Consider the following 26,162-nt stretch of genomic DNA (forward strand, 5'->3'; position numbering starts at 1 on the left):
GAAGAGCAGGGGCCTGCGCTCAGCGCGGGCCACCACCGCGGCGACCGCCGCCACTCTTCTGTTCGGCGGCCTTCAGTTCGGCCTCGGTCGGTGCGGCCGGCGTTTCGCCCGGCTTCAGCGCGGTCACCTTGCTGCCCGGCTTCAGGCGGAACTGGCCTTCGCTGACCACACGCTCGCCGCCTTTCAGGCCTTCGGCGATCTGCACCTGGCTGTCGCCCACTTCCACGCCACTGCGCACGGTCTGCATCTTCACCGTGTTGTCGCCCTGCACGACATAGACGTACTCGCCGTCCGGGCCACGCAGCACCGCCTGGGTCGGGATCACCACGCCGCCGCCGATGGTGCGCAACTGCATGCGCACATTGACGAACTGGCCCGGCCACAGGCCGTTGTCGGTGTTGTCGAACACCGCGCGCGCCTTGAAGGTGCCGCTGTCGGCGCTGATCAGGTTGTCGACCACGTCCAGCTTGCCGTCGCCGCTCAGCACGTGCGAATCGGCGCGGTCCAGCGCGGCGACCGGCACGCTGCCGGCAGCCTGCGCCTGGCGCACGTCGCCGAGCTGGCGCTCGGGCAGGTTGAACAGCACGTGGATCGGATGGATCTGGGTCAGGGTGACCAGTGCGGTACCGGCGTTGACCACATTGCCGGCGTCGACCGCCCGGATGCCGGCGATACCGGTGATCGGTGCGGTGACCCTGGTGTACTGCAGCTGCACCTGCGCCGAGCGCATGCTGGCTTCATTGGCGGCGACCGCGCTTTCGTACTGTGCCACCTGGTTTCGTTGTGTATCCAGATCGGTCTTGGCCACGAACTGGCGGTACTCCGGCGCGTTCGAACGCTGGTAGTTCGAGCGCGCGGTGGCCAGCAGGGCTTCGTTCTGGCGCTTGGATGCAACGGCCTGGTCATAGCTGGCCTGGGCAGTGCGCGGGTCGATCACCGCCAGCACGTCGCCCTTCTTCACTTCCTGGCCTTCGCGGAAATTGAGGCTCATCAGCTGGCCGCCCACCTGCGGGCTGACCGTCACGGTGTTCATCGCGGTCACCGTGCCCAGTGCGCTGGCATACACCGGCACGTCCTGGCGCGTGGCATCGACCACGGTCACCGGTACCGGGCCCGCATCGGGATCTTCACCCCCCTGGCCGGCGCCTGCTTGCTGCCCGGCAGCCTTGTCCTTGCCGCCACCGAGTACGCGCACGCCGACCACGGCCAGCACCAGTACCGCCACGACCAGCAGCACGATCTTCCAAACACGTGACATTCAAGACTCCAAGAGGGCTGGACGGGGTGGCACCCCGGGTGGCAATGCGCAAAGCATACCTGTGGCCCACCGGGTTTCCTGCATGACGGATGGGACGGGCGCTCAGACAGATGGACGACGCTGGAGGTTCCCGTAACGCCAAGGTTGTCCTACATTCAGGTGCAGACCCCTTCCGTGGAGATCGAGATGCGCCGTTCGTTGCTGCTGTCCGCCCTGCTGCTGGCCCTGCCGGCCCTTGCCCACGCCGAGGACGCGCAGCGCCCGGAAGTGACCGCTGCCGCACAGCGCCTGCAGGCCAAGGTGGTTGAATGGCGGCGCGATTTCCACCAGCACCCGGAACTGTCCAACCGCGAGGAGCGCACCTCCGCCGAGGTCGCCAAGCGCCTGCGTGCGATGGGCCTGAAGCCGAAGACCGGCATCGCCCACCACGGCGTGGTGGCGATCATCGAAGGCGGCAAGCCCGGCCCGAAGATCGCCCTGCGCGCGGACATGGACGCACTGCCGGTGACCGAGCAGACCGGCCTGCCGTTCGCCTCCAAGGCCACCGCGCAGTACCGCGGACAGACCGTAGGCGTGATGCATGCGTGTGGCCATGACGCACACACGGCCACCCTGCTGGGCGTGGCCGAAGCGCTGGTGGCGATGAAGAAGGACCTGCCGGGCCAGGTGATGCTGATCTTCCAGCCCTCCGAGGAAGGTGCGCCGCCGCCGGAAGAGGGCGGTGCCGCGCTGATGCTGAAGGAAGGCCTGTTTGCTGACTTCAAGCCGGAAGCCGTGTTCGGCCTGCATGTGTTCTCCAGCGTGCAGGCAGGGCAGATCGCGGTGCGCGGTGGCCCGCTGATGGCCGCGTCCGATCGTTTCGGCATCAAGGTGATCGGCCGGCAGACGCATGGCTCGGCACCGTGGAATGGCGTCGACCCGATTGTGGCTACTGCCGATCTGATCGGCACCGCACAGACCATCGTCAGCCGCCGCGCCAACCTCTCCAAGCAGCCGGCAGTGCTGACCTTCGGCGCGATCAACGGCGGCATCCGTTACAACATCATTCCCGATGAAGTGGAGATGGTCGGCACCATCCGCACCTTCGATGAAGGCATGCGCCAGCAGATCTTCGCCGATCTGCGCAACGTGGCCGATCACACCGCTGCCGCGCATGGCGCCAAGGCGGTAACCGACATCTACGAATCGGAAGGCAACCCGGCCACGGTGAACGACCCGGCGCTGACCGCGAAGATGCTGCCGAGCCTGCAGGCGGTGGTGGGCAAGGACAACGTGTATGAGCCGCCGCTGCAGATGGGTGCGGAGGATTTCTCGTTGTACGCCAAGGAAGTGCCGGGCATGTTCTTCTTTGTCGGCTCGACCAGCGTGGGCATCGACCCGGCGACGGCGCCGGCCAACCATTCGCCGAAATTCCTGCTGGATGAGAAGGCGCTGGATGTCGGATTCCGCGCGCTGCTGCAGGTGAGCCTGGATTACCTGCATGGCGCCGGCACCCCGGCGGGGTGAGGGTTACCGGCAGGGCTTGCAGCCCTGCACCCGCTAACGTCAACGTCAAAAGCTGGCTATCCGAGGGATGGCGGGGTGGGTCCGGTTGCGGGGGACGCCGTGAATCCGTCCATGGAGGCTTGGCCGCGGCATCCATGCCGCGGACACCCCCGCAACCGGACCCACCCCGCCTTCGACAGATTTCCGCGATCTGTCGGAACGGCGTTCTGTGCTGCTTCTGGTGGGTGTCGACCACGCGGCTGTTGGTAGGTGTGGACCTTGGTCGACACAGTAGATCCACGCCATGCGTGGATGGCAGACACAGTGAATGTCTGAAGGATCGGCTTTCGATCCTGCTTTTGATTTTCCTGATCTTTCCCGTGGTGGCGGCCGCGCGCAGGAAACTGTCAGAGGCCGGGTGGGGAGGCTGGGCAGGGGCGTGAGCCGCATGGATGCGGCGACCGAGCTTGCATGGACGTACTTGCAGCGCCCCCTGCCCAGCCTCCCCGCCCGGCCAACCCCAGAATCCCGGCTGTACGCGACCCACCCACCCACCACGGAGGGGCTCCGCCGTTGGCCGACCCGGCCGAAGGCCCGCTCCACGCGCGATACAATAGGCACCATGAACACCCCACAGGATTCCAGCCTCGGTCGCGAGGTCAGTTACCCGTCGCAGTACGATCCCGGCCTGCTGTTTCCCATCCCCCGCGTCGGCGCCCGCGCCGAGATCGGTCTGGACGAGGCCGCGCTGCCGTTCGTCGGCCACGACCGCTGGCACGCCTTCGAGCTGAGCTGGCTCGACCCGCGTGGCAAACCGCAGGTTGCCGTCGCCACCGTGCAGGTGCCGTGCACCTCGCCGCGGCTGATCGAGTCGAAGTCGTTCAAGCTGTACCTGAACTCGCTCAACAGCACCCGCTTGGACAGTGCCGACGCCCTGCGCGAGCGCCTCATCGCCGACCTGTCGGCCTGCGCCGGTGCCCCGGTCCAGGTCACGTTCGGGCTGCCGGCGCTGCGCGAGTCGCCGCTGGGCGAGTTGATCGACGGCCTTGATGTGGACATCGACTGCTATGGCCCGCCGCAGGCGGACTACCTGTCGGCCAACGCCGATGCGCTGGTGGAGGAGACCCTGGTCTCGGCCCTGCTGAAGTCCAACTGCCCGGTTACCGGTCAGCCGGACTGGGCCACCGTCAGCCTGCGCTATCGCGGCCCGCGGATTGATCGTGCGGGCCTGCTGCGCTACCTGGTCAGCTACCGCGAGCACGCCGAGTTCCATGAGCAGTGCGTCGAGCGCATCTTCAGCGAGGTGTCCGCGCGCTGCCGGCCGCAGTGGCTGGAAGTGGAGGCCCGCTATACCCGCCGCGGTGGCCTGGACATCAACCCGTGGCGCGCCAGCCACGGCATCGCCGCCCCGGCCGTGACCTACCGCGAATTGCGCCAATAACCGCCGCAGGCGGTTACAGGTGGCGCCGGGCCGTGCCCGGCGAGCGCAGCGGCGGCGTTCCGCCTCGATTGTTCAGCCGCCCCGGGGGGCGGCTTCACATCGGCACCATCCCCATTTAACAACCTCTATGACACTGTGCCAGCCATGTAGTCATACAGACGGGAGTGTGTGGATGAGTACCGAGAAGAAAGCCGATTTCTCCGGCGTCAGTGGCAGCGTCGACAGTACCGCCCAGCAGGTCCCCAAGGCGGACTTCTCCGGCGTCAGTGCCTCGGTGGACAGTACCGCCGAGGTGGTCAGCGGTGGCACCTACACCGTGCAGAAGGGTGATTCGCTGTCGAAGATCGCCAAGCAGCACCTGGGCGATGCCAACGCCTGGAAGAAGATCTTCGAAGCCAACCGCGATGTGCTCGACGACCCGGACAAGATCTTCCCGGGCCAGACCCTGAAACTGCCGCCGAAGTAATGCCGGCGATCCAATCGCCGTCCGACAATCCCTGTGAGGAACCCCGAATGATCAAGACGACCCCGCTTCAGAATGCCCTGCTGGCCGCGCTGCTCGGCAGTGTCGCCCTGGTGGGCTGCAAGAAGAAGGAAGAAACCGCAGACAACAACGCGGCTCCGGCGGCAACCACGCCGGCCGAGGCGCCCGCGCCGATGACCGGCGCGCCGCCGCCGATGGCTGCATCGGCCGTAGCGGTGTCGGCCGTCACCGTCGGCAAGTCTGCCGCTGCTGACAAGTCGGTGACCACTGCCGCCTTGTTCGCGCCGAAGGACGAGGTCATCGTTTCGGTGAAGACCGATGGCGCGGCCAACAATGTCACCGTCGGCGCCAAGCTGACCTACCAGGATGGCCAGGTGGCCGGTGAGCAGAACGCGACCCTGAACACCAGTGGTGCAGAGACCACCAACATCACCTTCAAGAATGCCAATGGCTGGCCGGCCGGCAAGTACCGCGCCGAAGTCATGGTCGATGGTAAGGCGGCCGGAACGCCGCAGGAGTTCGAGGTCAAGTAAGTCCCGCCGACTCTCTCCCGGTTGGACTCACGATGGACGCAGCCGCGAGGCTGCGTCCTTTTTTGTTTGTGGATTTTACGGGAGGGCTCCATCCGCGCATGGCGTGGATCTACCGGAGCACGGCACGCGGCATTTCCATCCAGGCATGGCGTGGATCTACTGATGCGGGATACCTGCCGATCCACGCGCGGCCGCATTTCCGTAGATCCACGCCATGCGTGGATGGATCACAGCGTTGCCTGGACGCAGTACCGCCGCGTATGGCGCGGCTTTGCCCCGCGCGGCTGAAAACGCGACAATGCAGGGGTTTCTCCGGCGCGCGCCCACCCTGACGGCGGCGGAGGAAAGCGACACGGTTGCACGTGGCCCGGCGCTGGCGCCGGCCTTCCCCTGAGCACTGCTACAGAGTCCAAGTCCCCCATGTCCAAGATCCTCTACACGCTGACCGACGAAGCACCGTTCCTGGCCACCCAGTCGCTGCTGCCCATCGTCGACGCCTATACCTCCACCGCCGGCATCGCGGTGGAAACCCGTGACATCTCGCTGTCCGGCCGCATCCTGTCGTTGTTCCCGGAGCTGCTGAGTGATGCGCAGAAGGTCAACGATGACCTGGCCGAGCTGGGCCAACTGGCGACCACCCCCGACGCCAACATCATCAAGCTGCCCAACATCTCCGCCTCGGTGCCGCAGCTGAAGGCAGCCATCAAGGAACTGCAGGACCAGGGTTATCCGCTGCCGGACTACCCGGAAACCCCGGCTGACGATCAGCAGCGCGACTACAAGGCGCGCTACGACAAGGTCAAGGGCAGCGCGGTGAACCCGGTGCTGCGCGAAGGCAACTCCGATCGGCGCGCGCCGCTGTCGGTGAAGAACTACGCCCGCAAGCATCCGCACCGCATGGGCGCCTGGGCGTCCGATTCGAAGTCGCACGTCGCGCACATGGCCGCCGGTGATTTCTACGGCAGCGAGAAGTCGGCCACGCTGGCCAACGCCGGTTCGCTGAAGATCACCTTCCACGGCAAGGACGGCAGCACCGTCGTGCTGAAGGAAAAGACCGCGGTCAAGGCCGGCGAGATCGTCGACGCTGCGGTGATGAGCCGCAAGGCGCTGGCCGCTTTCATCGGCGAGCAGATTGCCGATGCCAAGGCCCAGGGCGTGCTGTTCTCGCTGCACCTGAAGGCGACCATGATGAAGGTCTCCGACCCGATCATGTTCGGCGTGGCGGTCAACGAGTTCTACAAGGACGTGCTGGCCAAGCACGCCGACGTGCTCAAGCAGGCCGGTTTCGATGCCAACAACGGCATCGGTGACCTGGCCGCGCGCCTGCCGTCGCTGCCCGAAGCCACCCGCACCGCCATCGAAGCCGACCTGGCTGCCGAGTACGCACAGCGTCCGGGCGTGGCCATGGTCAACTCGGACAAGGGCATCACCAACCTGCACGTGCCGAGCGACGTGATCGTCGACGCCTCGATGCCGGCGATGATCCGCGACTCCGGCAAGATGTGGAATGCCGAAGGCAAGCTGCAGGACACCAAGGCGGTCATTCCGGACCGCTGCTACGCCGGTGTGTACCAGGCCGTCATCGACGACTGCAAGGCCAACGGTGCCTTCAACCCGGCCACCATGGGTTCGGTGCCCAACGTCGGCCTGATGGCGCAGAAGGCTGAAGAGTACGGTTCGCACGACAAGACCTTCCAGATCGCTGCCGACGGCGTGGTCAAGGTCACCGACGACGCCGGTGCGGTGGTGTTCGAACACGCCGTGGAAGCGGGCGACATCTGGCGCATGTGCCAGACCAAGGACGCGCCGATCCAGGACTGGGTCAAGCTGGCCGTCGAACGCGCCCGCCTGAGCAGCACCCCGGCCGTGTTCTGGCTGGACGCCGCCCGTGCCCACGACGCGCAGGTCATCGCCAAGGTCGAGACGTACCTGAAGGACCACGACACCAACGGCCTGGACATCCGCATCCTGCCGCCGGTGGAAGCGACCGCGTTCTCGCTGGCCCGCATCCGCAAGGGCGAGGACACCATTTCGGTGACCGGCAACGTACTGCGCGATTACCTCACCGACCTGTTCCCGATCATGGAACTGGGCACCAGCGCCAAGATGCTGTCGATCGTGCCGCTGATGGCCGGTGGTGGCCTGTTCGAGACCGGCGCCGGTGGTTCGGCCCCGAAGCACGTGCAGCAGTTCGTCGAAGAGGACTACCTGCGTTGGGATTCGCTGGGTGAATTCCTGGCCCTGGCCGCATCGCTGGAACACCTCGGCAATCGTTACGACAACGCTGCTGCCCGCGTGCTGGCCAAGGCACTGGACGAGGCCAACGGCCAGTTCCTGGACAACGACAAGTCGCCGTCGCGCAAGCTGGGTGGCATCGACAACCGTGGCAGCCACTTCTACATCGCCCTGTACTGGGCGCAGGCGCTGGCCGCGCAGAACGAAGACGCCGCATTGCAGGCACGCTTCGCTCCGTTGGCGAAGGCGCTTGCCGACAACGAGCAGAAGATCGTCGACGAGCTGATCGCGGTGCAGGGCAAGGCCGTGGACATCGGTGGCTACTACCGTCCGGACGTGGCCAAGGCCGCTGCCGCGATGCGTCCGAGCGCGACCTTCAACGCCGCGCTGGAGCAGCTGCGCGGCTGATCCATCGCCGCCTGGTGGTGACCTGGAAACCCGCGCTCTGGCGCGGGTTTCTTTTTGCGGGTCGGGGTCAGATTCCTGTGCACCGCAGAGGGATCTGACCCCCGGCCCGCGTATCCACCCATGGCGTGGATGTACTCGGGCCCAGAACCGTGAAATCCGTCGGCTGTCGGAATGTCGTCAACACGGCATGAAACTTGCCCGCGATGGGCGTCGCAGAACGGGCGCGTGCATGTTCACTGCTGCCGCCAATATGAGCAGTCGATCACGACGATGCCGGCAAGCCATGGCCTAGCCTTGGCGCTGCGAGACCGCCGGGGAGGTGGTCGCACGGGGAACACGGATGGCACGCGTGCTCGTAGTAGGAACCGACATCCAGGGCGAACAGGCCCTGCTGCAACGGCTGCGGTTGGCCTCGGCGTTGCCCGACGGGCAGATCCGCCGCAGCCAGGACCTGGACGACTGCGACCTGTTGGTGATCCGCGATACGCCAGCGCTGCGCAACGCGGCACTGCGCATGCGCCAGCAACGCCCGAGGCTGCACTGCTGGATCGAGGACCTGGGTGGCCAGTTGCGCGAGGGCGATGGCGGCCAGGACGTATTGGATGATGGCGCGATAGGGCGGGCACTGCGCGGCATGCAGGCCGGTACCGAAGCGACACCGATCCGCCTGGCGGACGGCGCGCACGCGATCACCCGTCTGCTGCGCGAGCGCCTGCCATCGCGGCAGGGCCAGGCGTTGTTGGGCGAGGGCGCAGAGCCGCTGCTGCTGCTGGATCTGGAACAGGACCAGGCAGTCCTGCTGCACGAGCCGGCCACGGTGCTGGTGGAGCGGCTGGCACAGGGCTTCGAGCATCTGTATCTGGATGCGTTGCTGCCGGCGCAGCTGCAGGTACTGGCGGGTGGCCGCACGCGATTGCCGCTGCGTCCGCTGCTGTGGCAATGGGCACAGCGCAGCCGCCACTGGCAGGCGTTGGATGAGCGCCTGCGCGGGGCGTCGGTGAAGCTGCTGCGCTGGCCGGATTTCCGCGTGCTCGGCCACGATCACGATGGTTTCCGTCTGTGTTCGCTGCTGCTCAAGCGTGCCTGCACGGTGGACGAATGCGCGATGCTGCTGGATCTTCCCGCTGCCGCCGTGCGCGATTTCATCCACGCCGCCTACCTGTGCGGTTATGCACAGCTGCAGGTCGCGCCTACCGCACCGCTGTCGGGCGCGCGTGCCAACACTGCCGATACCGGCCTGCTCGCACGCCTGTGGCGCACGCTGCGCGGGAGTGACCGCGATGCGTGAGCACAAGGTGGTGGTGCTCGGTGGCATGGGCAGCGGCAAATCGACCTTGGTACGCAGCATCGCCGCCGGCGCGGTGGTCGACACCGACGTAGCCAACAGCGACCGCGCGGGTGCGGACAAGGCGTCAACCACGGTGGCGCTGGACTACGCCGATATCGACCTGCCCAACGGCGAAAGGCTGCGCCTGTATGGAACGCCCGGCCAGCAGCGCTTTGATTTCCTGTGGCCGATCCTGCTGCAGGGCGCACGCGGTGCCGTGCTGCTGCTGGACGCGCGCCGGGCCGGGGTGGCCGCTGAGCTGGATGCCTACCTGCAGGTGCTGCGTCCGTTCGGTCCGGCATTGGCCCTGGTGGTGGCGGTGACCCATCTTGACCAGGTGCCGGCAGCGGCGCTGGATGATTGGGCTGATCGCGCCCGGCTCGATGGCCAGCCGCTGCCGTTGCTGGCCGTGGATGCCCGTGATCGCGAACAAGGACTGCTGCTGATGGATGTACTGATGAGCGAAATGGAAGCGCACGCACTGGTGGCCGCGCATGGCTGATGGACAAGGCGCGCTGTTGCCGGACGCGCAGCAGCGCGAGCGCCTGCACCCGTTGCTGCAGGACCTGCAGCAACGGGTGGAAGGGGTACGGACCGTGGTGCTGGCCAGTGTCGATGGCTTTGCCCTGGTCAGCGCCGGTGCGGAAGGGCGCGGCGAGCGACTGGCGGCGATGACCAGCGCGATGCTGGCTCTGGCTGCGGCGGTGGGGCGCGAGCTGGCACTGGGCGATCTGCAGACGCTGATGCTGGAGGCCGCCGGCGGCAAGGTGCTGATGCTGGCCATCCAGGCCGAAGGTCGAGCACCGCTGCTGCTGATGGCCGCCTGCGACCAGCGCAGCGTGATCGGCCAGGTGCTGTGGCAGAGCAGGGAATGTGGCCAGGCGATCCTGGCCGAACTCAGCGGATCGTGAGCCCGGCCGCAGGGGAACGAGGGGCTCGAACCAACATTGAGAGGGGTGCAACGTGGCTGGATTGAATGATTCGTTGACTGCACTGATGGGTATCGATGGCGCGCAGGCCGTGGCGCTGGTCGACTACGAGAGCGGCATGCTGCTGGGCGAAGCCGGTTCGGGCATGGACATGGAAGTGGCTGCGGCCGGCAATACCGAAGTGATCCGCGCGAAGATGAAAACCGCCGCTTCGCTGAACCTCAACGATGGCATCGAGGACATCCTGATCTCGCTCGGCAAGGCGTACCACATCATGCGCCCGGTGGCGAAGAAGAAGGGCCTGTTCTTCTATATCGTGCTGGACCGGACCAAGTCCAACCTCGCCCTGGCGCGGCGCAAAGTGCAGGACGTGGAGTCCGAACTGGCGATCTGAACCGGCTCGATGGCGTCGATCCCTGGCTGCTGTACGGCAAGCCAGGGATCACTCCGGTGCGATGTCACGTCGAAGGCAGCAGAAGCGTGCGTACGAACGCCAGCGCCTGCTTGTCGCGCGCAGCAAAGTATCTGGGCGCGTGCAGGGGAAGCCAGGTTTCGTTGAAGTGCCGGCGGAAGTCCTCGTAGAGCTCGTTCGGATAGAGCTTTGCCTGCACGTTGCGACCGTCTGGGTAGCTGTGTTCATAGGTGTCGAAGTCGTTGGGCTCGATGCCCTTGTGATCGCGCAGCCACCTGCAGAACAACCGGCCCTCGGAGATGTCCGGCACCAGCTCCTGCGGCAGGGTGTAGCCGGCCTGTTCGAGCGGCGCGATCAGGTTCAGGGTCAGCTCGTTCAACATTGAAAAATGCGTGTAGGGCACCTTCGAGCGGTTCTGCATGTAGCGCTCGATGTGGGCGGGCATGACCGCGTTCGCCCGGCCCTGCTGCCATTCCACCACCCACTGCGATACCTTCACCGCGAACTTGCGCGACAGCCACTGGCCGAGATTGATGGCCAGGTACGGGTGGATCCAGGTGCCCTGCATCGCCGCATTGCCCCCGGACACCACGTGGATGAGCTGGTCCTCCGCAAGCCCGGTCTGCGTGGTCAACTCCTCGATGAACTCGCCGGTCGATTTCAATGCGCGGTAGTCGGACCAGCGCTTGCCGACGGACTGGCAGAGCGCGGTAGCGCTGATATAGCCGTCGCGGGCGCGCTGCGGGATTACGTTGCCTTCCTCCATGCGTGGGATCAGGGTCATTTGCTGCATGCGTCACCTTTTGCCGTTACTTGGCGTGAAATGGTAAGCAGCAGGGAGGCGCCGGGTCTGTAGGAATGGTTGCGTTTGTCTGGTTCTCCCAGGCAGAAGCAGCCGAACATGGCTCGGCGCTACACAAGCTGCCCCACGCCAGCGTATGGTGGAGCCGGTCCTCCCGGGTGAGCTGTGCATGTCCAAGCCTGACATCGCTGCCGAGTTGGCGCCGCGCATTGCCGGTGCCATCCGCGATGGTTTCGAGCAGTACCACACCCGTTTCGCGGTGATCACGGCCCGCGCGCGGAAGCGCTTCGAGCAGCGCGACTGGGCAGCGGCGCGCCACGATGCGGTGGAGCGCATTGCCCTCTACGACCACTGCATCGCCGAGCAGATGGACGCGCTGCGGCGGCTGGCCGGTGAGGCCATCGGCGAACGCGCACTGTGGCTGCAGGTGCACGCGCACTACAGCGCCCTGCTGCAGGGCCTGATCGACGCAGAGCTGTACAAGACCTTCTACAACACCCTGTCGCGGCGGCTGTTCGCCATCCGTGGCGTCGATCCGGAAGTTGAGTTCATCGCCTTCGATGTCGAGCCCTCCGATGCAATCACTCATCCGGTGGCGCGGCATACCTATGCCATTTCGCCGATGCGGCCGGTGGAGGCGCTGCAGCGGGTGCTGGCCGACTACCGCTTTGATGTTCCGTATGCACACCAGCTGCGCTGTGCCGCCGCCATCGCCGTGCGACTGCAGGACGATCTGGCGCACTGGGGCGACACGCCAGTACGCAGCATCGAGCTGCTCGATACCGTGTTCTACCGCGAGCGTCGCGCCTATCTGGTCGGCCGCGTGTTCGGCGAACACCGTTTCTCGCCGTGCGTGATCGCGCTGGTCAACGATGACCAGGGCCTGCGTGCTGACGCCGTGCTGACCCGGCGTCGCGACGTGGCCCACCTGTTCGGCGTGTCACGCAGCTACTTCCAGGCCGACCTGGGCACCGTTGGCGATGCCGTGGTGTTCCTGCGCAGCCTGCTGCCGGGCAAGCCGATTGACGAGATCTACACCGTGCTCGGACGCGCCAAGCAGGGCAAAACCGAGCGCTACCGGACGTTCTTCCGCCACTTCAATGAACACCAGAACGAGCGCCTGGCGCATGCCGAAGGCACGCCGGGCATGGTCATGGCGGTGTTCACCCTGCCCAGCTATCCGCTGGTGTTCAAGCTGATCCGCGACCGCTTCGCCTGGCCCAAGGCGATGTCGCGTCAGCAGGTGGAGGAAAAGTACGCGCTGGTGTTCAACCTCGATCGCGTCGGTCGCCTGCTTGACGCACAGCCTTACCGGCACCTGCGTTTCCCGCGCGAACGCTTTGCCCCCGCGTTGCTGGACGAGCTGCTGCAGCAGTGCGCGCAGAGCGTGCGCGTGGATGGCGACGAAGTGGAGATCGCGTTGTGCTACGTGCAGCGTCGCTTCCGGCCGCTGAACCTCTACCTGCGCGAGCAGGCTGGTGAGGCCGTGCGTGCAGCCGTGCTCGACTATGCGCAGGCGATCACCGACATGGCGCGCAACAACATATTCCCCGGTGACATGCTGCCGAAGAACTTCGGCGTGTCGCGCCACGGCCGTGCCGTGTTCTACGACTACGACGAGTTGTGCCTGGTCAGCGACTGCGTATTCCGTGCCTGGCCACAGCCAAGCTCCGCCGAAGAAGCGATGGCCGATGAGCCCTGGTTCCATGTCGGCCCGCGCGATGTGTTCCCGGAGCGGTTCGGGCCGTTCATGGGCTTGCCGGCGCAGGAGCTGGCGGCGGTACGCGAGCATTATCGGCATCTGTTCGACCCCGCCTGGTGGCAGGGATTACAGGCGCGTTTTGCGGCGGGTGATTATCCGGACACACCACCGTATTCGGCTGCACAGCGGTTGGCGTGATCGGCTGTACCGACGGCGGGGAACTCGGGTAATCTCGGCACCTTCATCACCAAGGATCGGGCAATGATGCGTTCTCCACTGTTTCTTGCCTTCGCGCTTGCGATCGGTACCGCTGGCTCCCTGCTCAGCACCGATGCCGCAGCGCAGAGTACGCGCGCGGTGCGTACCACCGCTGAAGCCAGCATGGTCTTGACCGGCAACATCGATGTCGCCGCAGATGGCGCGGTCACTGGCCTGGTGCTCGATCAGCGGGCGTCGATCGCGCCTGCCATCGCTGCGTTCGTGGACGGTACGATCCGCAAGTGGCAGTTCGAGCCCACCCTGGTGGACGGCAAGCCCGTGGCGAAACATGCACCGTTGCGCGTGCGTCTGCTGGGCCGGCCCGGGGCCGACGGCAACACGGAAGTGCGCATGACCAGCGTGGACTTCAGCGAGTACGACGACAAGGCCACCGACGCGGTGACTGCCGAGCAGATGCGGCCTCCGCGCTATCCGGAAGCGGCTTTCCGCGTCGGTGCACAGGGCGAGGTGATGCTGCTGGTCAAGGTCGAGCGTGACGGCGCGGTTGCCGATGTCGTCGCCGAACAGGTGAACATGGGCGTGGTCGCACCCGAACACGCAATGAAGAAGATGCGCGACATGTTGGCCAAGGCCAGCATCAGCGAGGCCCGCAAGTGGACGTTCACGCCGCCGACCTCCGGTCAGGACAAAGGCCTGGCGTTCTGGACCGTGCGCGTGCCGGTCACCTTCGCGCTGAGCGAGAAGGGCAGCAAGCACCCGCCCAACCCCTACGGGCGCTGGCAGGCCTACATTCCCGGCCCGCGCCAGCAGGCCCCGTGGCGCACCACCGACGATGCCGCGCAGGTCGGCAGTGACCTGTTGCCAGCCGGCGGCGTCTACATGGTCGATGCTGCACACCGGGGCCTGCGTCTGTTGACGCCACTCGGGCAAGGCTGAATCAGAGCGTGACGCATGGCCTGCCTTGGCGTGAACGGCCTTCAGGGATGCGCTAGGGTCGGTCACTCGTAAATGCACAAGGAGCAGGTGTGATGCGTTCTTCTCTTTTCCTGGCGTTGGCCCTTGCCGTGGGTGGCGGTGCCGCCCTGGTCGATACCGCTGATGCGCAGACCGCGCGCGAGGTGCGTAAGCAGGCTGAGGCCAGCATGACCCTCAGCGGCGTCATCGACATCGGCCGCGAAGGACAGGTTGAGGGGTTCCAGCTGGATCACCGCGAGAAGGTCGACGCCGGCGTGGCGGGCTTTGTCGATAAAACAGTACAGAGCTGGCGTTTCGAGCCGACGCTGGTCGATGGCAAGCCGGTACCGGCCCGTACCACCGTCCGCCTGCGGTTGATTGCGGACAACTTGGAGGCCGGCAGCATGCAGGTACGGGTGGCCGATGCCCGTTTCGGCAAACTCAGCGACTCCAGGCAGCCGAGTACCGATGACGTAACCGGGGCGAAGATGCGCGCACCGGCCTACCCACCGCAGGCGGCATCGATCCGCGGCCAGGGCACCGTGCTGCTGCTGGTCAGGGTCGGGCGGGACGGCAAGGTCGCAGACGTGATCGCCGAGCAGACCAACCTGACCGTGGTCGGCTCCGAGCGCACGATGAACCAACTGCGTGATGTGCTGGCCAAAGCCAGCGTCAGAAGCGCCCGCGACTGGACCTTCAACCCACCCACTACCGGCGAGGACAAGGACCGGGACTTCTGGACCGTGCGCGTACCGGTCAATTATTTCTTTGACAAACAGAGCGAGCGCTACGGTCGCTGGGCCGCCTACATTCCAGGCCCACGCCAGCGGGCGCCGTGGAAGACCGGCGAGGAAACCCTGGTCGCCGGGACCGACCTGCTGCCCGAAGGCGGTGTGTACATGGTCGGTCGCGCGCAGGAAGGCCCGCGCCTGCTGACCCCGCTGGGCTGATGCGTCATTGCGGGATGCGCCGGCTCTGTCGCGGCGCATCCCGCTTGAATCGAGGTGCTCAATCGGCGTGCGGGTACACCACGACCCGGTTGCGGCCCTGTTCCTTGGCCAGGTACAGGGCCTTGTCGGCCAGGCGCAGTGCCTGTTCCGGATCGGTGTGGAAACTGGGGAAGTGGGCCACGCCCAAGGACACGGTGATCGTGCCCACCGGAGCGAAGGGTTCGTCGGCGATGGCCTGGCGCAGGCGCTCGCCGGTCTGCCGGGCCGCTTCGACGCCAACGCCCGGCAGCAGCACCAGGAACTCCTCGCCACCGGCGCGGCACAGCACGTCGGTCTCGCGCGAATGGCGGCGCATCTGTTCGGCGATATGCACGATGGCCGCATCACCGACGTCGTGACCGTGGCTGTCGTTGATCGACTTGAAGCGGTCGATATCCAGCGTCAGGATCGCAAACGGCAGGCCCTGGGCCTGCAGTGCGTCGAGCGCCTGCTGCAGTCCGCGACGGTTGAGCAGGCCGGTCAGCGGATCGGTGCGGCTGGCGCGGTTGAGCGTGCCGATCCGGTCCTGCAGCGCATTGAAGCTGTACAGCACCGCTTGTTTCAGCTGCGCTACTTCGAAGTACCAGGCGCGGATGCCATTGACGTGGCTGATCGCGTTGCCGGTGTCTTCGCCGTCCTGCACGTTGCGCGCCAGCTGCCACAGCGGCAGCGAAATACGGCGGGCGAACCACCAGGTGATCAGCAGCGACAACACGCCCAGCGGAATGGCATTCCAGATCACCGCCGACATCAGCCGTGACAGCGGCTGCAGCGTCGCCTCGGTCGGGCGCTGCGCGACGATGCCCCAGCCGGTCGCCGCGACGGGCGCGTAACCGGCCAGCATCGCCACCTTGTGGTTGTTGAGCACCTGCTGCGCACCGCGCTGGCCGCGCATCACCTCTTTCACCGCCGGGTTGTTCAACGCGTAGGTGCCCACTTCCTTGGCGTTGTTGTGATAGATCAGGCGTCCATGGCGGTCCACCACATACAGGTAGGAGCCATCACGGTAGTAGTGCGTACCCAGCAGGGTGTTGAGCGCACTGCGCTGGCGCAGGTACAGGGTGCCGCTGACATAGCCGCGGTACTGGCCGCTGCGGTCGAATACCGGGTGCGATATCGAGATCAGCAGCTTGCCGGTGGCCGACTGGTAGGGATCGCTGATCATCGGCTCGCGCCGATCGAGTGCCGCCTTGCTGCCGGCGCTGCGCAGTATCTCGCCCTGCAGCTGCAGGCTCTGCGGCGAGGTCGCGATCACCCGCCCATCGCTGGCCACCACCAGCGAGGAGTTGAAGCTGCTGGACTGCAGTTGCAGGCGGCTGGCCTCATCCTGCGCCTGGGCAGGATCCATGTCGCTGTTGCCAAGCCGGGTTGCGGCATAGGCCAGCTGCTGCTGCGCGGCCAGCAGGAAGTTCTGCGTGGTCTCGGCCAGCTTGGTGGCGTACACACGGTTGGCTTCCAGGGTGTTGCCCACCAGCTGGTCGCGCTGCACGCGATAGCTGGCAAGCAGCGTGTTGGCCAGGGCGATGACGGCGCTGAGCAGTGCCAGGGCAAGGATCAGCTTGCCCAGGTTGAGCCGGGGGGACAGTGTGCGCATGCGGTTGAAGGATCGGGCAGGGCTGGACCCGCCGGATCCTCCGGATGGGGCGACAGCGGGAATCGGCGGCCCGGCCAGCACGGCCGGAGCGGAGAGTCAGGCATTTGTCCCGCAGATTATCGCCAAAACGCCGGCCCGCGAAGTGAAGCCGTCTGTCCTGCCGCCGCCCAAAGAAAAAGCCCCGCATCGCGGGGCCTTTTCGTAGTGCATCAATGCCGCGCGATCAGCGCTTCATCGAACCGAAGAACTCGTCGTTGGACTTGGTGTTCTTCATCTTGTCCAGCAGGAATTCCATCGCCGTCATTTCATCCATCGGGTGCAGCAGCTTGCGCAGGATCCAGATCTTCTGCAGCAGTTCCGGTTCGATCAGCAGGTCTTCGCGACGGGTGCCCGAGCGGTTGATGTCGATGGCCGGGAACACGCGCTTTTCAGAGATGCGGCGGCTCAGGTGCACTTCGCTGTTGCCGGTGCCCTTGAACTCTTCGTAGATCACCTCGTCCATCTTCGAGCCGGTATCGACCAGCGCGGTGGCGATGATGGTCAGGCTGCCGCCTTCTTCCACGTTGCGTGCGGCACCGAAGAAGCGCTTCGGACGGTGCAGGGCGTTGGCGTCCACACCACCGGTCAGCACCTTGCCGGAGCTCGGTACCACGTTGTTGTAGGCGCGTGCCAGGCGGGTGATCGAGTCGAGCAGGATCACCACGTCCTTCTTGTGCTCGACCAGGCGCTTGGCGCGCTCGATGACCATTTCGGCGACCTGTACGTGGCGTGCGGCCGGCTCATCGAAGGTCGAGCTGATGACTTCGCCGCGCACGGTGCGCTGCATTTCGGTCACTTCTTCCGGGCGCTCATCAATCAGCAGCACGATCAGGTGCACGTCCGGATGGTTGGTGGTGATGGCCGTGGCGACCTGCTGCATCATCATCGTCTTGCCGGCCTTCGGCTGGGAAACGATGAGCGAACGCTGGCCCTTGCCCTGCGGTGCCATCAGGTCGAGGATGCGACCGGTGATGTCTTCCGAGGAACCGTTGCCGCGCTCCAGGGTGAAGCGGCGACGCGGGAACAGGGGGGTCAGGTTCTCGAACAGCACCTTGTTCTTCGACGCCTCCAGCGGCTCACCGTTGATGGTGTCCACGATCGACAGCGCGAAGTAACGTTCACCGTCCTTCGGGAAGCGGATGCGGCCGGACAGGTGGTCGCCGGTACGCAGGTTGAAGCGGCGGATCTGGCTGGGCGAGATGTAGGTATCGTCCGGGCCGGCCAGGTAGCTGGCTTCGGCCGCGCGCAGGAAGCCGAAGCCGTCCGGCAGGATTTCCAGCACGCCGTCGGCGGCTACGCCGTCACCGTGGCGGGTCAGCACCTTCAGCAGCGCGAAGATCACGTCCTGCTTGCGGGCACGGGCCACGCCTTCGGAAATCTGCAGCTGCTCGGCGATATCCAGCAGCTTCTGGGCCGGCATGCGCTTGAGGTCGCTCAGCGAATAGACCGGGAAGCCTTCGGGCACGTTGGCGTGCGGACGCGGTACGAACGGCTGCTGTTCGCCGTTGTCGTTGGGCATGCCGTCATCGCGGAAGCGACCGCCGTTGCCACCACCGCCGCCGCCGCCACTGCGATCACGGTCGCGGCGGTTGCGGAAACGGTCACGGCGGTTGCCCTGGCCCTGCTGGCCGCCCTGGTTGTAGGGGTTCTGGTTCTGGCCACCGCCCTGGTTGTTCTGCCGCACCTGGCCGGATTCGCGGCCCTCACCACCTTCGCCACCGCCACTGCTGGCAGGGGCCTCGGCGGCGGGTGCGCTCGGCGCGGAAGGCGCTGCGGCCGGTGCCGGCGCTTCGGGCGCGGCTGCCAGCGGCAGGGCAGGCTGCGCCGGGGCGGCGCTGGTTTCGGCGGCGGCCGGAGCGGCAGCCTTGGTTACACGGGCTTTGCGCACGCGCTTTTCGGCGGGCGCATCAGCGCTACCGGTTTCGGGAGTGTTATCGGACAAGAGCGTTATTCCTCGCTTGAAGGTGCGAGCGCCCGGCGGGGCGGCGAACGTTGGGAATGGGTCTGGAAGAAACTGCGTCCAGAAGATGCGGCACGCGAACGCGGCCGGATGTGCCGACACTATCATCGGCCCGCGGCGCCACGCAAGGGTCGCCGGGTATGGTATTCAGTCAGGCGCCGGGGCGCCCACCCGGCAGCCGTGGAAAACGGCTGCCGGTAACGCGCAGGATCAGGCCAGGGCCTTGTCCAGCAGGCCGGCCAGCTGGGCCTTGCCAACGGCACCAATCTGCTCGCCGACCTTCTCGCCGTCCTTGAAGACGACCAGGTACGGAATCGAACGCACGTGGTACTTGGCGGCCAGCGCGCGGTTGTTGTCCACGTTGACCTTGGCGATCTTGGCGCGGCCCTGGTAGGCATCGGCCAGTTCGTCCAGTGCCGGGGCGATCATCTTGCAGGGGCCACACCATTCGGCCCAGAAATCGACCAGGACCGGTTCCTTGGAATTCAGTACGGCGCTATCAAAGTCGGCATCGCCGACGTGTACAACCTTGTCGCTCATCTTGGTTTCTCGTCTTGGATTGCACCCGGCCAGGCCGGAGGTGGGTGAACTGGGCCATGCCCGGTGGCGTGACCCTCGTCGTTGCCTCGCGGCGGACCGCCACGGTGCGTTCGGCGGGATGCCTGGACGCTCACGGCCGGCAGTGTACCCCTATCGCAGGGCGCGGACAGGTGCTGGCTGGAACCCAGCGTATCGTGATCGGGGCTGAGCACGGTATGTGTCCGATTTCACTGTCCATGGCTGAAATGGGGGTGCTGACGCGGTAGGCCATGGGTGTATGCGCCGCTGTTCAAGCGCGGTACTGCGGCGTGAAGAGGTGCGTCTCCCTAAGCTCTGAGACGCGTGGTTCCGGTTTGCCGGCCCGAGTGCGGTAAACTGGGGCATTGTGCGGCGCGCGGACCCGAGGGGTCCCGGCCAGCCCGACCCGCCGCAGGGGCCGCAGTTTGCGACGGAGCCCCAGACAGATTTCAGTGCCGCCGCCCGCAGGCGCGTGGCCATACCAAGACGGACACATGAGCGACAAACCGCTGACCGATTTGACTTTTTCCTCCTTCGATCTGCATCCGGCCCTGCAGGCCGGTCTTGAAGGAGCCGGATTCACCCGCTGCACGCCCATCCAGGCGCTGACCCTACCGGTCGCGCTGCCCGGTGGCGACGTCGCCGGCCAGGCCCAGACCGGCACCGGCAAGACGCTGGCCTTCCTGGTCGCTGTCGTGAACCGCCTGCTGACGCGTCCGGCGCTGGCCGATCGCAAGCCGGAAGATCCGCGCGCGCTGATCCTGGCCCCGACCCGCGAACTGGCCATCCAGATCCACAAGGATGCGGTCAAGTTCGGTTCCGACCTCGGCCTGCGTTTCGCCCTGGTGTACGGCGGCGTGGATTACGACAAGCAGCGCGAGATCCTGCAGCAGGGCGTGGACGTGATCATCGCCACCCCCGGCCGCCTGATCGACTACGTCAAGCAGCACAAGGTGGTCTCGCTGCACGCATGCGAGATCTGCGTGCTGGACGAAGCCGACCGCATGTTCGACCTGGGCTTCATCAAGGACATCCGCTTCCTGCTGCGCCGCATGCCCGAGCGCTCCACCCGCCAGACCCTGCTGTTCAGCGCCACCCTGAGCCACCGCGTGCTCGAGCTGGCCTATGAGCACATGAACGAGCCGCAGAAGCTGGTGGTCGAAGCGGAGACCATCACCGCCGCACGTGTGCGTCAGCGCATCTATTTCCCGGCCGACGAAGAGAAGATCCCGCTGCTGCTGGGCCTGCTGTCGCGCAGCGAGGGCGCGCGCACCATGGTCTTCGTCAACACCAAGGTGTTCGTCGAGCGCGTGGCCCGTTCGCTGGAGCGTTCCGGCTACCGCGTCGGCGTGCTGTCCGGCGACGTGCCGCAGAAGAAGCGTGAGAGCCTGCTCAACCGCTTCCAGAAGGGCCAGCTGGAAATCCTGGTGGCGACCGACGTGGCCGCCCGCGGCCTGCATATCGACGGCATCAAGTACGTCTACAACTACGATCTGCCGTTCGACGCCGAAGACTACGTGCACCGCATCGGCCGTACCGCCCGCCTGGGCGAGGAAGGCGATGCCATCAGCTTCGCCTGTGAGCGCTACGCGATGGGCCTGCCGGACATCGAGGCCTACATCGAACAGAAGATCCCGGTCGAAGCGGTCACCAGCGAGATCCTGACTTCGCTGCCGCGCCCTGAGCGTGCCGCCCCGGCACCGGGCGAGGAAGGCGACGAGAACGAAAGCGTCGGCCAGATCTTCCGCGAAGCACGCGAAGCGCGTGCCGCCGAGGAAGAGCGTCGTGGCGGCGGCCGCAGTGGCGGTCGCTCCGGCAGCGGTGCCGGCGCTGGACGTGGTGGCCGTGATGGCGAGCGCAGCGGCGAACGCCGTCCGCGTGGCCCGCGCAAGCCGCGTGTGGAAGGCGAGCAGGTTGCTGCCGCAGCCGTCGAGGGTGCGGTGACGGCTGAAGCCGCTGCCGTGCAGGCCCCGCGTCCGCCGCGCGCTGACGCTGCGCCGGAAGGTGCAGTGGACGGCGAGCGCAAGCCGCGCAAACGTCGTCGTCGTCGCCACGGCCGTCCGGTCGAGGGTGCCGAGGGCGTGGCAAGCAACGCCGGCAACGGCACCAGCCCGGTCACCCCGGTGCAGGTGATGGCCAAGCCGGTGCGCACCAGCGCCGATGCCGGTGACTCGTTCCTGACCCGTATCGGTCGGAAGATCCGCCGGATGCTGTCGGGCAACTGATCCGGTAGCACCCGACCGTTGGTCGGGTGGCATCAAGGATGTGCCGACCAACGGTCGGCACCCTCCATGCGGTCCGGCGCTACCGATCTGTCGCGCCGGTCCTGCATAATCGGGGCATGAGTGTCCTGCGCTTCGACAATGTCAGCAAACAGTACGCCGGTGGCCACGAAGCCCTGACCGATGTCAGCTTCGAGGTCGCGCCGGGCGAAATGCTGTTCGTCACCGGTCACTCCGGGGCGGGCAAGAGCACCCTGCTCAAGTTGATCCACCTCGACGAGCGGCCCAGCCGCGGCGCGGTGATGTTCGACGAGCGCAACCTGCTGAAGGTGCGCGGCGGCGATGTGCCGCGGCATCGACGCGCGGTCGGCGCGGTCTACCAGGACCACCGCCTGCTGATGGACCGCTCCATCGCCGAGAACGTGGCCCTGCCGCTGATCCTGCGCGGCACCCGCCGTGGCGACATCAACAAGCGCGTGCGTTCGGTGCTCGAGCGCATGGGCCTGGGCCACCGCGAGAAGGCGCTGCCTTCGCAGCTGTCGGCCGGTGAGCAGCAGCGCGTCGGCATTGCCCGTGCGATCGTCGGCGAGCCCAAACTGCTGGTGGCCGACGAGCCGACCGGCAACCTCGACCCGACCCTGGCGGCGGAAATCATGTCCCTGTTCGCCGAGCTGCCCGCGCGCGGCACCAGCGTGCTGGTGGTCAGTCATGACCTGCCGCTGCTGCGCCACATGCGCAAGCGCGTGCTGATCCTCGACCACGGCCGGCTGGTGGACGACATCTCGCCGCAGGATCTGGCGGAGTAACCATGGCCAAGAACGAAAACACCGAAGCCGCTGCGCCGTCGCGCCTGGGCGTGTGGTTCCAGCATCACGTGCACAGCGTGGTGTTCAGCCTCGGCCGCGCCTGCCGCAAACCGTGGGCGACGCTGCTGACCGTGATGGTCATGGCGCTGGCCCTGGCGCTGCCGCTGGGCCTGTCGATCGCGCTGGACAACCTCAAGCAGTTCGCCGGCAGCGTGCAGCAGTCGCGCGATATCAACGTCTTCCTGAAGGCCGACGTCGACGGCCCCGGTGCGCTGCGCTTGGCCGGTGAACTGCGTGATCGCCCGGATGTGGCCAGCGTCACCGTGCGCACGCCGGAGCAGGGCCTTGAGGAACTGCGCCAGGCCGGTCTCGGCGAAGCCATCGACGCACTCAACGACAATCCGCTGCCCTCGCTGCTGGTGATCACCCCCGGCCAAGGCCAGGACGATGCGCGGCTGGCACGCGCGCTGGAAAGCCTGCCTGGGGCGGACCTGGTCCAGCATGACGCGTTGTGGCGCCAGCGCCTGGATGCATGGCTCGCCTTCGGCGCGCGGCTGGTGCAGGTGCTGTCGGTGCTGCTCGGCGCCGGCGCTGCGCTGGTGGTGGGCAACACCGTGCGCCTGGACATCCAGGCCCGCCGCGAGGAAATCGGCGTACTGCAGCTGCTCGGCGCCAGCGATGGTTTCATCCGCCGCCCGTTCCTGTATCTGGGCGCCTGGTATGGCCTGGGCGCCGGTGCGGTCGCGCTGGGCCTGATCGGCATTGCCGGTGCCGCCCTGCGCGCGCCGCTGGCCGAGCTGTCGCGCAGCTACGGCAGCCCGTTCGTGCTGCATGGCCTGGACCTTCTGCATGGCAGCCTGGTGCTGCTTGGCACCTTGTTGCTGGGCTGGCTGGGTGCATGGCTGGTGACCGGGCACTTCCTCCGCCAGACCCGCCCGACCGACACCTGAGACCGGCATGCAACCGCAAGCGCTGAAGCACCTTGAAGGGCCCGCGACGCGGGTGATGGTGGTTGACGGCTCCAAGCTGGTGCGCAAGCTGATCGCCGACGTCCTGCAGCGCGATCTGCCGGGCGTGGAGGTGATCGGCTGCGACAGCATCGAAGACGCCCAGCATGCGCTGGCGCAGGGCCCGGTCGATCTGGTCACCACCTCGCTGACCCTGCGCGATGGCGACGGCCTGGCGCTGGCACGGACGGTGCGTGAAGCTGCCGGGCAGGCCTATGTGCCGGTGATCGTGGTCTCCGGCGATGCCCAGCAGCACCTGGAGCAGCGCCGCTTTACCGAGTACGTCACCGACTACTTCGACAAATCGCTGGGCCACGAGGCCCTGGCGACGTTCGTGCGCGGCTACGTGCAGCCGCAGACCATTCCCGGCGCGACCATCCTCTACATCGAGGACAGCCGGGTGGTGGCCGAGGCGACCAAGCGCATGCTCGAGCGCCAGCAGCTCAACGTGATGCATGTGGTCAGCGCCGAAGAAGCGTTCACCCTGCTGACCGCCGAATCGCTTGGGCGCAGCCGCCATCGCATCGATCTGGTGCTGACCGATGTGACCCTGAAGGGAGAGCTGAGCGGCCGCGACGTGGTGCAGCGCGTGCGCGTGGACTTCGGCTACGGCAAGCGCCGCCTGCCGGTGCTGGTGATGACCGGCGATGGCAATCCGCACAACCAGACCGGCCTGCTGCAGGCTGGCGCCAACGACCTGGTGCTGAAGCCGATCGAAGAGCGCCTGTTGATCACCAAGGTGCTGTTCCAGCTGCGGCTGGCCCGGTTGAATGATGGCCCCCTGTTGCGATGACGTGTTGCGATGATCGATGAAGTAGTGGACACCCCGGCGATCCAGCTGGAACCGAGCTGGAAACAGCGTGTGGGCGATTACCTGCTGCAGCCGCAGATGCGCGAGCTGTCCAGCTTCCTGCGGCAGCGCAAGGCCAGCGGTGCCGCGATGTTCCCGCCCGGCCCGCAGATCTTCGCCGCGTTCGATGCCACCCCGTTCGACCAGGTGAAAGTGGTCATCCTCGGCCAGGACCCGTACCACGGCCGTGGGCAGGCCCATGGCCTGAGTTTCTCGGTGCAGCCGGGTGTGCCGGTGCCGCCGTCGCTGTTGAACATCTACAAGGAAATCGAGGGTGACCTCGGTATTGCCCGCCCGGACCACGGCTGCCTGATCCCGTGGGCACAGCGCGGCGTGCTGCTGCTCAACGCCGTGCTGACGGTGGAAGAGGGCAAGGCCGGTGCCCACCAGGGGCGCGGCTGGGAAGGCTTCACCGACCACGTGGTGGACGTGCTCAACCGCGAGCGCGAGGGCTTGGTGTTCATGCTCTGGGGCGCCTATGCGCAGCAGAAGGGCAAGGTCATCGATACTGGCCGCCATCGCGTGCTGAAAGCGCCGCATCCGTCGCCGCTGTCGGCCCACCGTGGCTTCCTTGGCTGCCGTCATTTCTCGATGGCCAACGAGTACCTGCAGCGCCGCGGGCAGGCCCCGATCGACTGGTCGCTGCCGCCACGGGCGTCGCTGGCGCCATCGGGCTGAACGCTGGGCAACGCTGCCCGGTGATTGAGGGGCGAAACCGCCGCCTGTTCAGCTGCCTTTGACCCGGAATGGCCGTGTTTTTCGGGCTAGTGGGTTGAATTCCAAGGGATTGTGTATCCCGAAAAGCGCGCTCGCCACTGTCATCAAATCGCGTTACGGTAGGCTTCTGTTGGGACCAGTGTTTCATCAGTGGAATGCTGGAACTTTTTCCTCCTTTAGCAGTCCAAATCCCAGACTGCTAAGATGGGTGCCTATGAGCCAGAACACCTCTACTGCCCTTGTGGCAAACAATCTGCCGATTCCCAGTGCGCTCGGTTCGCTGGACGCCTATATCGGTGCCGTGCACCAGATCCCGGTGCTGTCGGTCGACAACGAACAGGACCTGGCCCGTCGTTTCCGCGACGGCAATGATCTGGACGCTGCCCGTGAGCTGGTGCATTCGCACCTGCGCTTCGTGGTGCACGTGGCCCGCGGCTACAACGGCTACGGCCTTGCGCTGGGCGACCTGATCCAGGAAGGCAACATCGGCCTGATGAAGGCGGTCAAGCGCTTCGATCCCGACATGGGCGTGCGCCTTGTGTCCTTCGCCGTGCATTGGATCCGTGCCGAGATGCACGAGTTCATCCTGAAGAACTGGCGCATCGTGAAGGTCGCCACGACCAAGGCGCAGCGCAAGCTGTTCTTCAACCTGCGCAAGTCGAAGAAGCGCCTGGGCTGGATGAACGCGGCCGAAGTCACTGCGGTGGCCAAGGACCTGAACGTGTCCGAGCGCGAAGTGCTGGAAATGGAATCGCGCCTGTCCGGCCGCGATATCGGTTTCGATGCGCCGACCGATGAAGACAACGACCACGCGCCGCCGTCGCCGGCTGCGTATCTGGTGGCCAACGACGAAGACCCGTCGATGGCCTACGAGCGCGAGGACAGCGAAGACAACCAGATGCAGCTGCTGCGCGAAGGCCTGGCGGAACTGGATGCGCGTTCGCGCGACATCATCCGCCGCCGTTGGCTGGATGCCGACAGCAAGGTGACGCTGCAGGAGCTGGCGGACGAGTACGGCGTGTCGGCCGAGCGTATCCGCCAGGTCGAAGCGAACGCGCTGAAGAAGATGAAGGCGCTGTTTACCGCGTAAGGCGCGGGTGGCGTTGAAGAAGAGAGAAGGCCCGGCATTGCCGGGCCTTTTCTTTTCGGCGGTGCCTTCATCCACGCATGGCGTGGATCTACTACGGGCCCACACCCTGCATGAACGAATCGCACCGTAGATCCACCCCAT

23 protein-coding genes are annotated in these 26,162 nt (G+C 66.3%); 18 read left to right on the forward strand and 5 right to left on the reverse strand.

Features of this window, described 5'->3' with window-relative positions:
- Positions 1-19 precede the first annotated feature (19 nt).
- Positions 20-1,258 carry an efflux RND transporter periplasmic adaptor subunit gene (locus WKB25_RS03315; RefSeq protein ID WP_340568728.1) on the reverse strand — a complete coding sequence of 413 codons (1,239 nt, stop codon included), beginning with the start codon at positions 1,256-1,258 and terminating at the stop codon, positions 20-22.
- Between the two features lie 186 nt (positions 1,259-1,444).
- Between WKB25_RS03315 and WKB25_RS03320 the strand changes: the two genes are divergently transcribed.
- From WKB25_RS03320 to WKB25_RS03360, 9 genes are all read left to right on the forward strand, one after another.
- Complete coding sequence (locus WKB25_RS03320) at positions 1,445-2,764, forward strand: M20 family metallopeptidase (RefSeq protein ID WP_025874644.1); 1,320 nt, start codon at positions 1,445-1,447, stop codon at positions 2,762-2,764.
- Between the two features lie 601 nt (positions 2,765-3,365).
- Positions 3,366-4,184, forward strand: coding sequence for an NADPH-dependent 7-cyano-7-deazaguanine reductase QueF (queF, locus tag WKB25_RS03325; protein WP_340568729.1), 819 nt, complete (start codon positions 3,366-3,368; stop codon positions 4,182-4,184).
- 172 nt (positions 4,185-4,356) lie between these two features.
- Positions 4,357-4,650 carry a LysM peptidoglycan-binding domain-containing protein gene (locus WKB25_RS03330; protein WP_025878595.1) on the forward strand — a complete coding sequence of 98 codons (294 nt, stop codon included), beginning with the start codon at positions 4,357-4,359 and terminating at the stop codon, positions 4,648-4,650.
- A gap of 47 nt (positions 4,651-4,697) precedes the next feature.
- Entirely contained in the window at positions 4,698-5,201 is a 504-nt protein-coding gene (locus tag WKB25_RS03335) for a hypothetical protein (protein ID WP_089237322.1), read from the forward strand.
- A gap of 420 nt (positions 5,202-5,621) precedes the next feature.
- Entirely contained in the window at positions 5,622-7,844 is a 2,223-nt protein-coding gene (locus WKB25_RS03340; protein ID WP_340568731.1) for an NADP-dependent isocitrate dehydrogenase, read from the forward strand.
- 340 nt (positions 7,845-8,184) lie between these two features.
- Entirely contained in the window at positions 8,185-9,132 is a 948-nt protein-coding gene (locus tag WKB25_RS03345) for a hypothetical protein (RefSeq protein ID WP_340568732.1), read from the forward strand.
- On the forward strand, positions 9,125-9,673 hold the full coding sequence (locus WKB25_RS03350) for an ATP/GTP-binding protein (protein ID WP_089237316.1): 549 nt from the start codon (positions 9,125-9,127) through the stop codon (positions 9,671-9,673). The genes WKB25_RS03345 and WKB25_RS03350 overlap by 8 nt, the downstream gene beginning before the upstream one ends.
- Positions 9,666-10,082 (forward strand): roadblock/LC7 domain-containing protein, encoded by a 417-nt coding sequence (locus tag WKB25_RS03355; protein WP_340568733.1) that lies wholly within the window; start codon positions 9,666-9,668, stop codon positions 10,080-10,082. The genes WKB25_RS03350 and WKB25_RS03355 overlap by 8 nt, the downstream gene beginning before the upstream one ends.
- Before the next feature lie 52 nt (positions 10,083-10,134).
- Positions 10,135-10,494 carry a hypothetical protein gene (locus WKB25_RS03360; protein ID WP_340568734.1) on the forward strand — a complete coding sequence of 120 codons (360 nt, stop codon included), beginning with the start codon at positions 10,135-10,137 and terminating at the stop codon, positions 10,492-10,494.
- A gap of 64 nt (positions 10,495-10,558) precedes the next feature.
- Here the strand turns inward: WKB25_RS03360 and WKB25_RS03365 are convergent, their stop codons facing one another.
- Positions 10,559-11,278 carry a KilA-N domain-containing protein gene (locus tag WKB25_RS03365; RefSeq protein ID WP_340568735.1) on the reverse strand — a complete coding sequence of 240 codons (720 nt, stop codon included), beginning with the start codon at positions 11,276-11,278 and terminating at the stop codon, positions 10,559-10,561.
- Between the two features lie 205 nt (positions 11,279-11,483).
- Between WKB25_RS03365 and aceK the strand changes: the two genes are divergently transcribed.
- From aceK to WKB25_RS03380, 3 genes are all read left to right on the forward strand, one after another.
- Entirely contained in the window at positions 11,484-13,214 is a 1,731-nt protein-coding gene (aceK, locus tag WKB25_RS03370; protein WP_340568736.1) for a bifunctional isocitrate dehydrogenase kinase/phosphatase, read from the forward strand.
- Positions 13,215-13,277: 63 nt separating this feature from the next.
- Positions 13,278-14,171 carry an energy transducer TonB gene (locus WKB25_RS03375; RefSeq protein WP_340568737.1) on the forward strand — a complete coding sequence of 298 codons (894 nt, stop codon included), beginning with the start codon at positions 13,278-13,280 and terminating at the stop codon, positions 14,169-14,171.
- Between the two features lie 92 nt (positions 14,172-14,263).
- Positions 14,264-15,139: an energy transducer TonB gene (locus WKB25_RS03380; protein ID WP_340568738.1), complete on the forward strand. Its 876-nt coding sequence runs from the start codon at positions 14,264-14,266 to the stop codon at positions 15,137-15,139.
- Between the two features lie 58 nt (positions 15,140-15,197).
- Here the strand turns inward: WKB25_RS03380 and WKB25_RS03385 are convergent, their stop codons facing one another.
- From WKB25_RS03385 to trxA, 3 genes are all read right to left on the reverse strand, one after another.
- A complete protein-coding gene (locus WKB25_RS03385) occupies positions 15,198-16,772 on the reverse strand; it encodes a sensor domain-containing diguanylate cyclase (protein WP_340568739.1) in 1,575 nt (524 codons plus the stop codon).
- A 223-nt stretch (positions 16,773-16,995) separates the two neighbouring features.
- Complete coding sequence (rho, locus tag WKB25_RS03390) at positions 16,996-18,753, reverse strand: transcription termination factor Rho (RefSeq protein ID WP_340568740.1); 1,758 nt, start codon at positions 18,751-18,753, stop codon at positions 16,996-16,998.
- A 228-nt stretch (positions 18,754-18,981) separates the two neighbouring features.
- Positions 18,982-19,311: a thioredoxin gene (gene trxA / locus WKB25_RS03395; protein WP_025878607.1), complete on the reverse strand. Its 330-nt coding sequence runs from the start codon at positions 19,309-19,311 to the stop codon at positions 18,982-18,984.
- Positions 19,312-19,823: 512 nt separating this feature from the next.
- On the opposite strand from trxA, the gene rhlB reads away from it, so the two are divergent.
- From rhlB to rpoH, 6 genes are all read left to right on the forward strand, one after another.
- Entirely contained in the window at positions 19,824-21,554 is a 1,731-nt protein-coding gene (gene rhlB, locus WKB25_RS03400; RefSeq protein ID WP_340568741.1) for an ATP-dependent RNA helicase RhlB, read from the forward strand.
- Between the two features lie 116 nt (positions 21,555-21,670).
- Entirely contained in the window at positions 21,671-22,357 is a 687-nt protein-coding gene (gene ftsE / locus WKB25_RS03405) for a cell division ATP-binding protein FtsE (RefSeq protein ID WP_025878609.1), read from the forward strand.
- Positions 22,358-22,359: 2 nt separating this feature from the next.
- Entirely contained in the window at positions 22,360-23,307 is a 948-nt protein-coding gene (ftsX, locus tag WKB25_RS03410; protein ID WP_099820457.1) for a permease-like cell division protein FtsX, read from the forward strand.
- A gap of 7 nt (positions 23,308-23,314) precedes the next feature.
- Positions 23,315-24,157: a response regulator gene (locus WKB25_RS03415; RefSeq protein WP_100553793.1), complete on the forward strand. Its 843-nt coding sequence runs from the start codon at positions 23,315-23,317 to the stop codon at positions 24,155-24,157.
- 9 nt (positions 24,158-24,166) lie between these two features.
- On the forward strand, positions 24,167-24,892 hold the full coding sequence (ung, locus tag WKB25_RS03420) for a uracil-DNA glycosylase (RefSeq protein WP_340568742.1): 726 nt from the start codon (positions 24,167-24,169) through the stop codon (positions 24,890-24,892).
- Positions 24,893-25,145: 253 nt separating this feature from the next.
- Positions 25,146-26,021 (forward strand): RNA polymerase sigma factor RpoH, encoded by an 876-nt coding sequence (gene rpoH, locus WKB25_RS03425; RefSeq protein WP_100462199.1) that lies wholly within the window; start codon positions 25,146-25,148, stop codon positions 26,019-26,021.
- Positions 26,022-26,162 lie beyond the last annotated feature (141 nt).

It is taken from the genome of Stenotrophomonas sp. G106K1, from assembly GCF_037969685.1.
GTDB classification, from domain to species: Bacteria; Pseudomonadota; Gammaproteobacteria; order Xanthomonadales; family Xanthomonadaceae; genus Stenotrophomonas; species Stenotrophomonas lactitubi.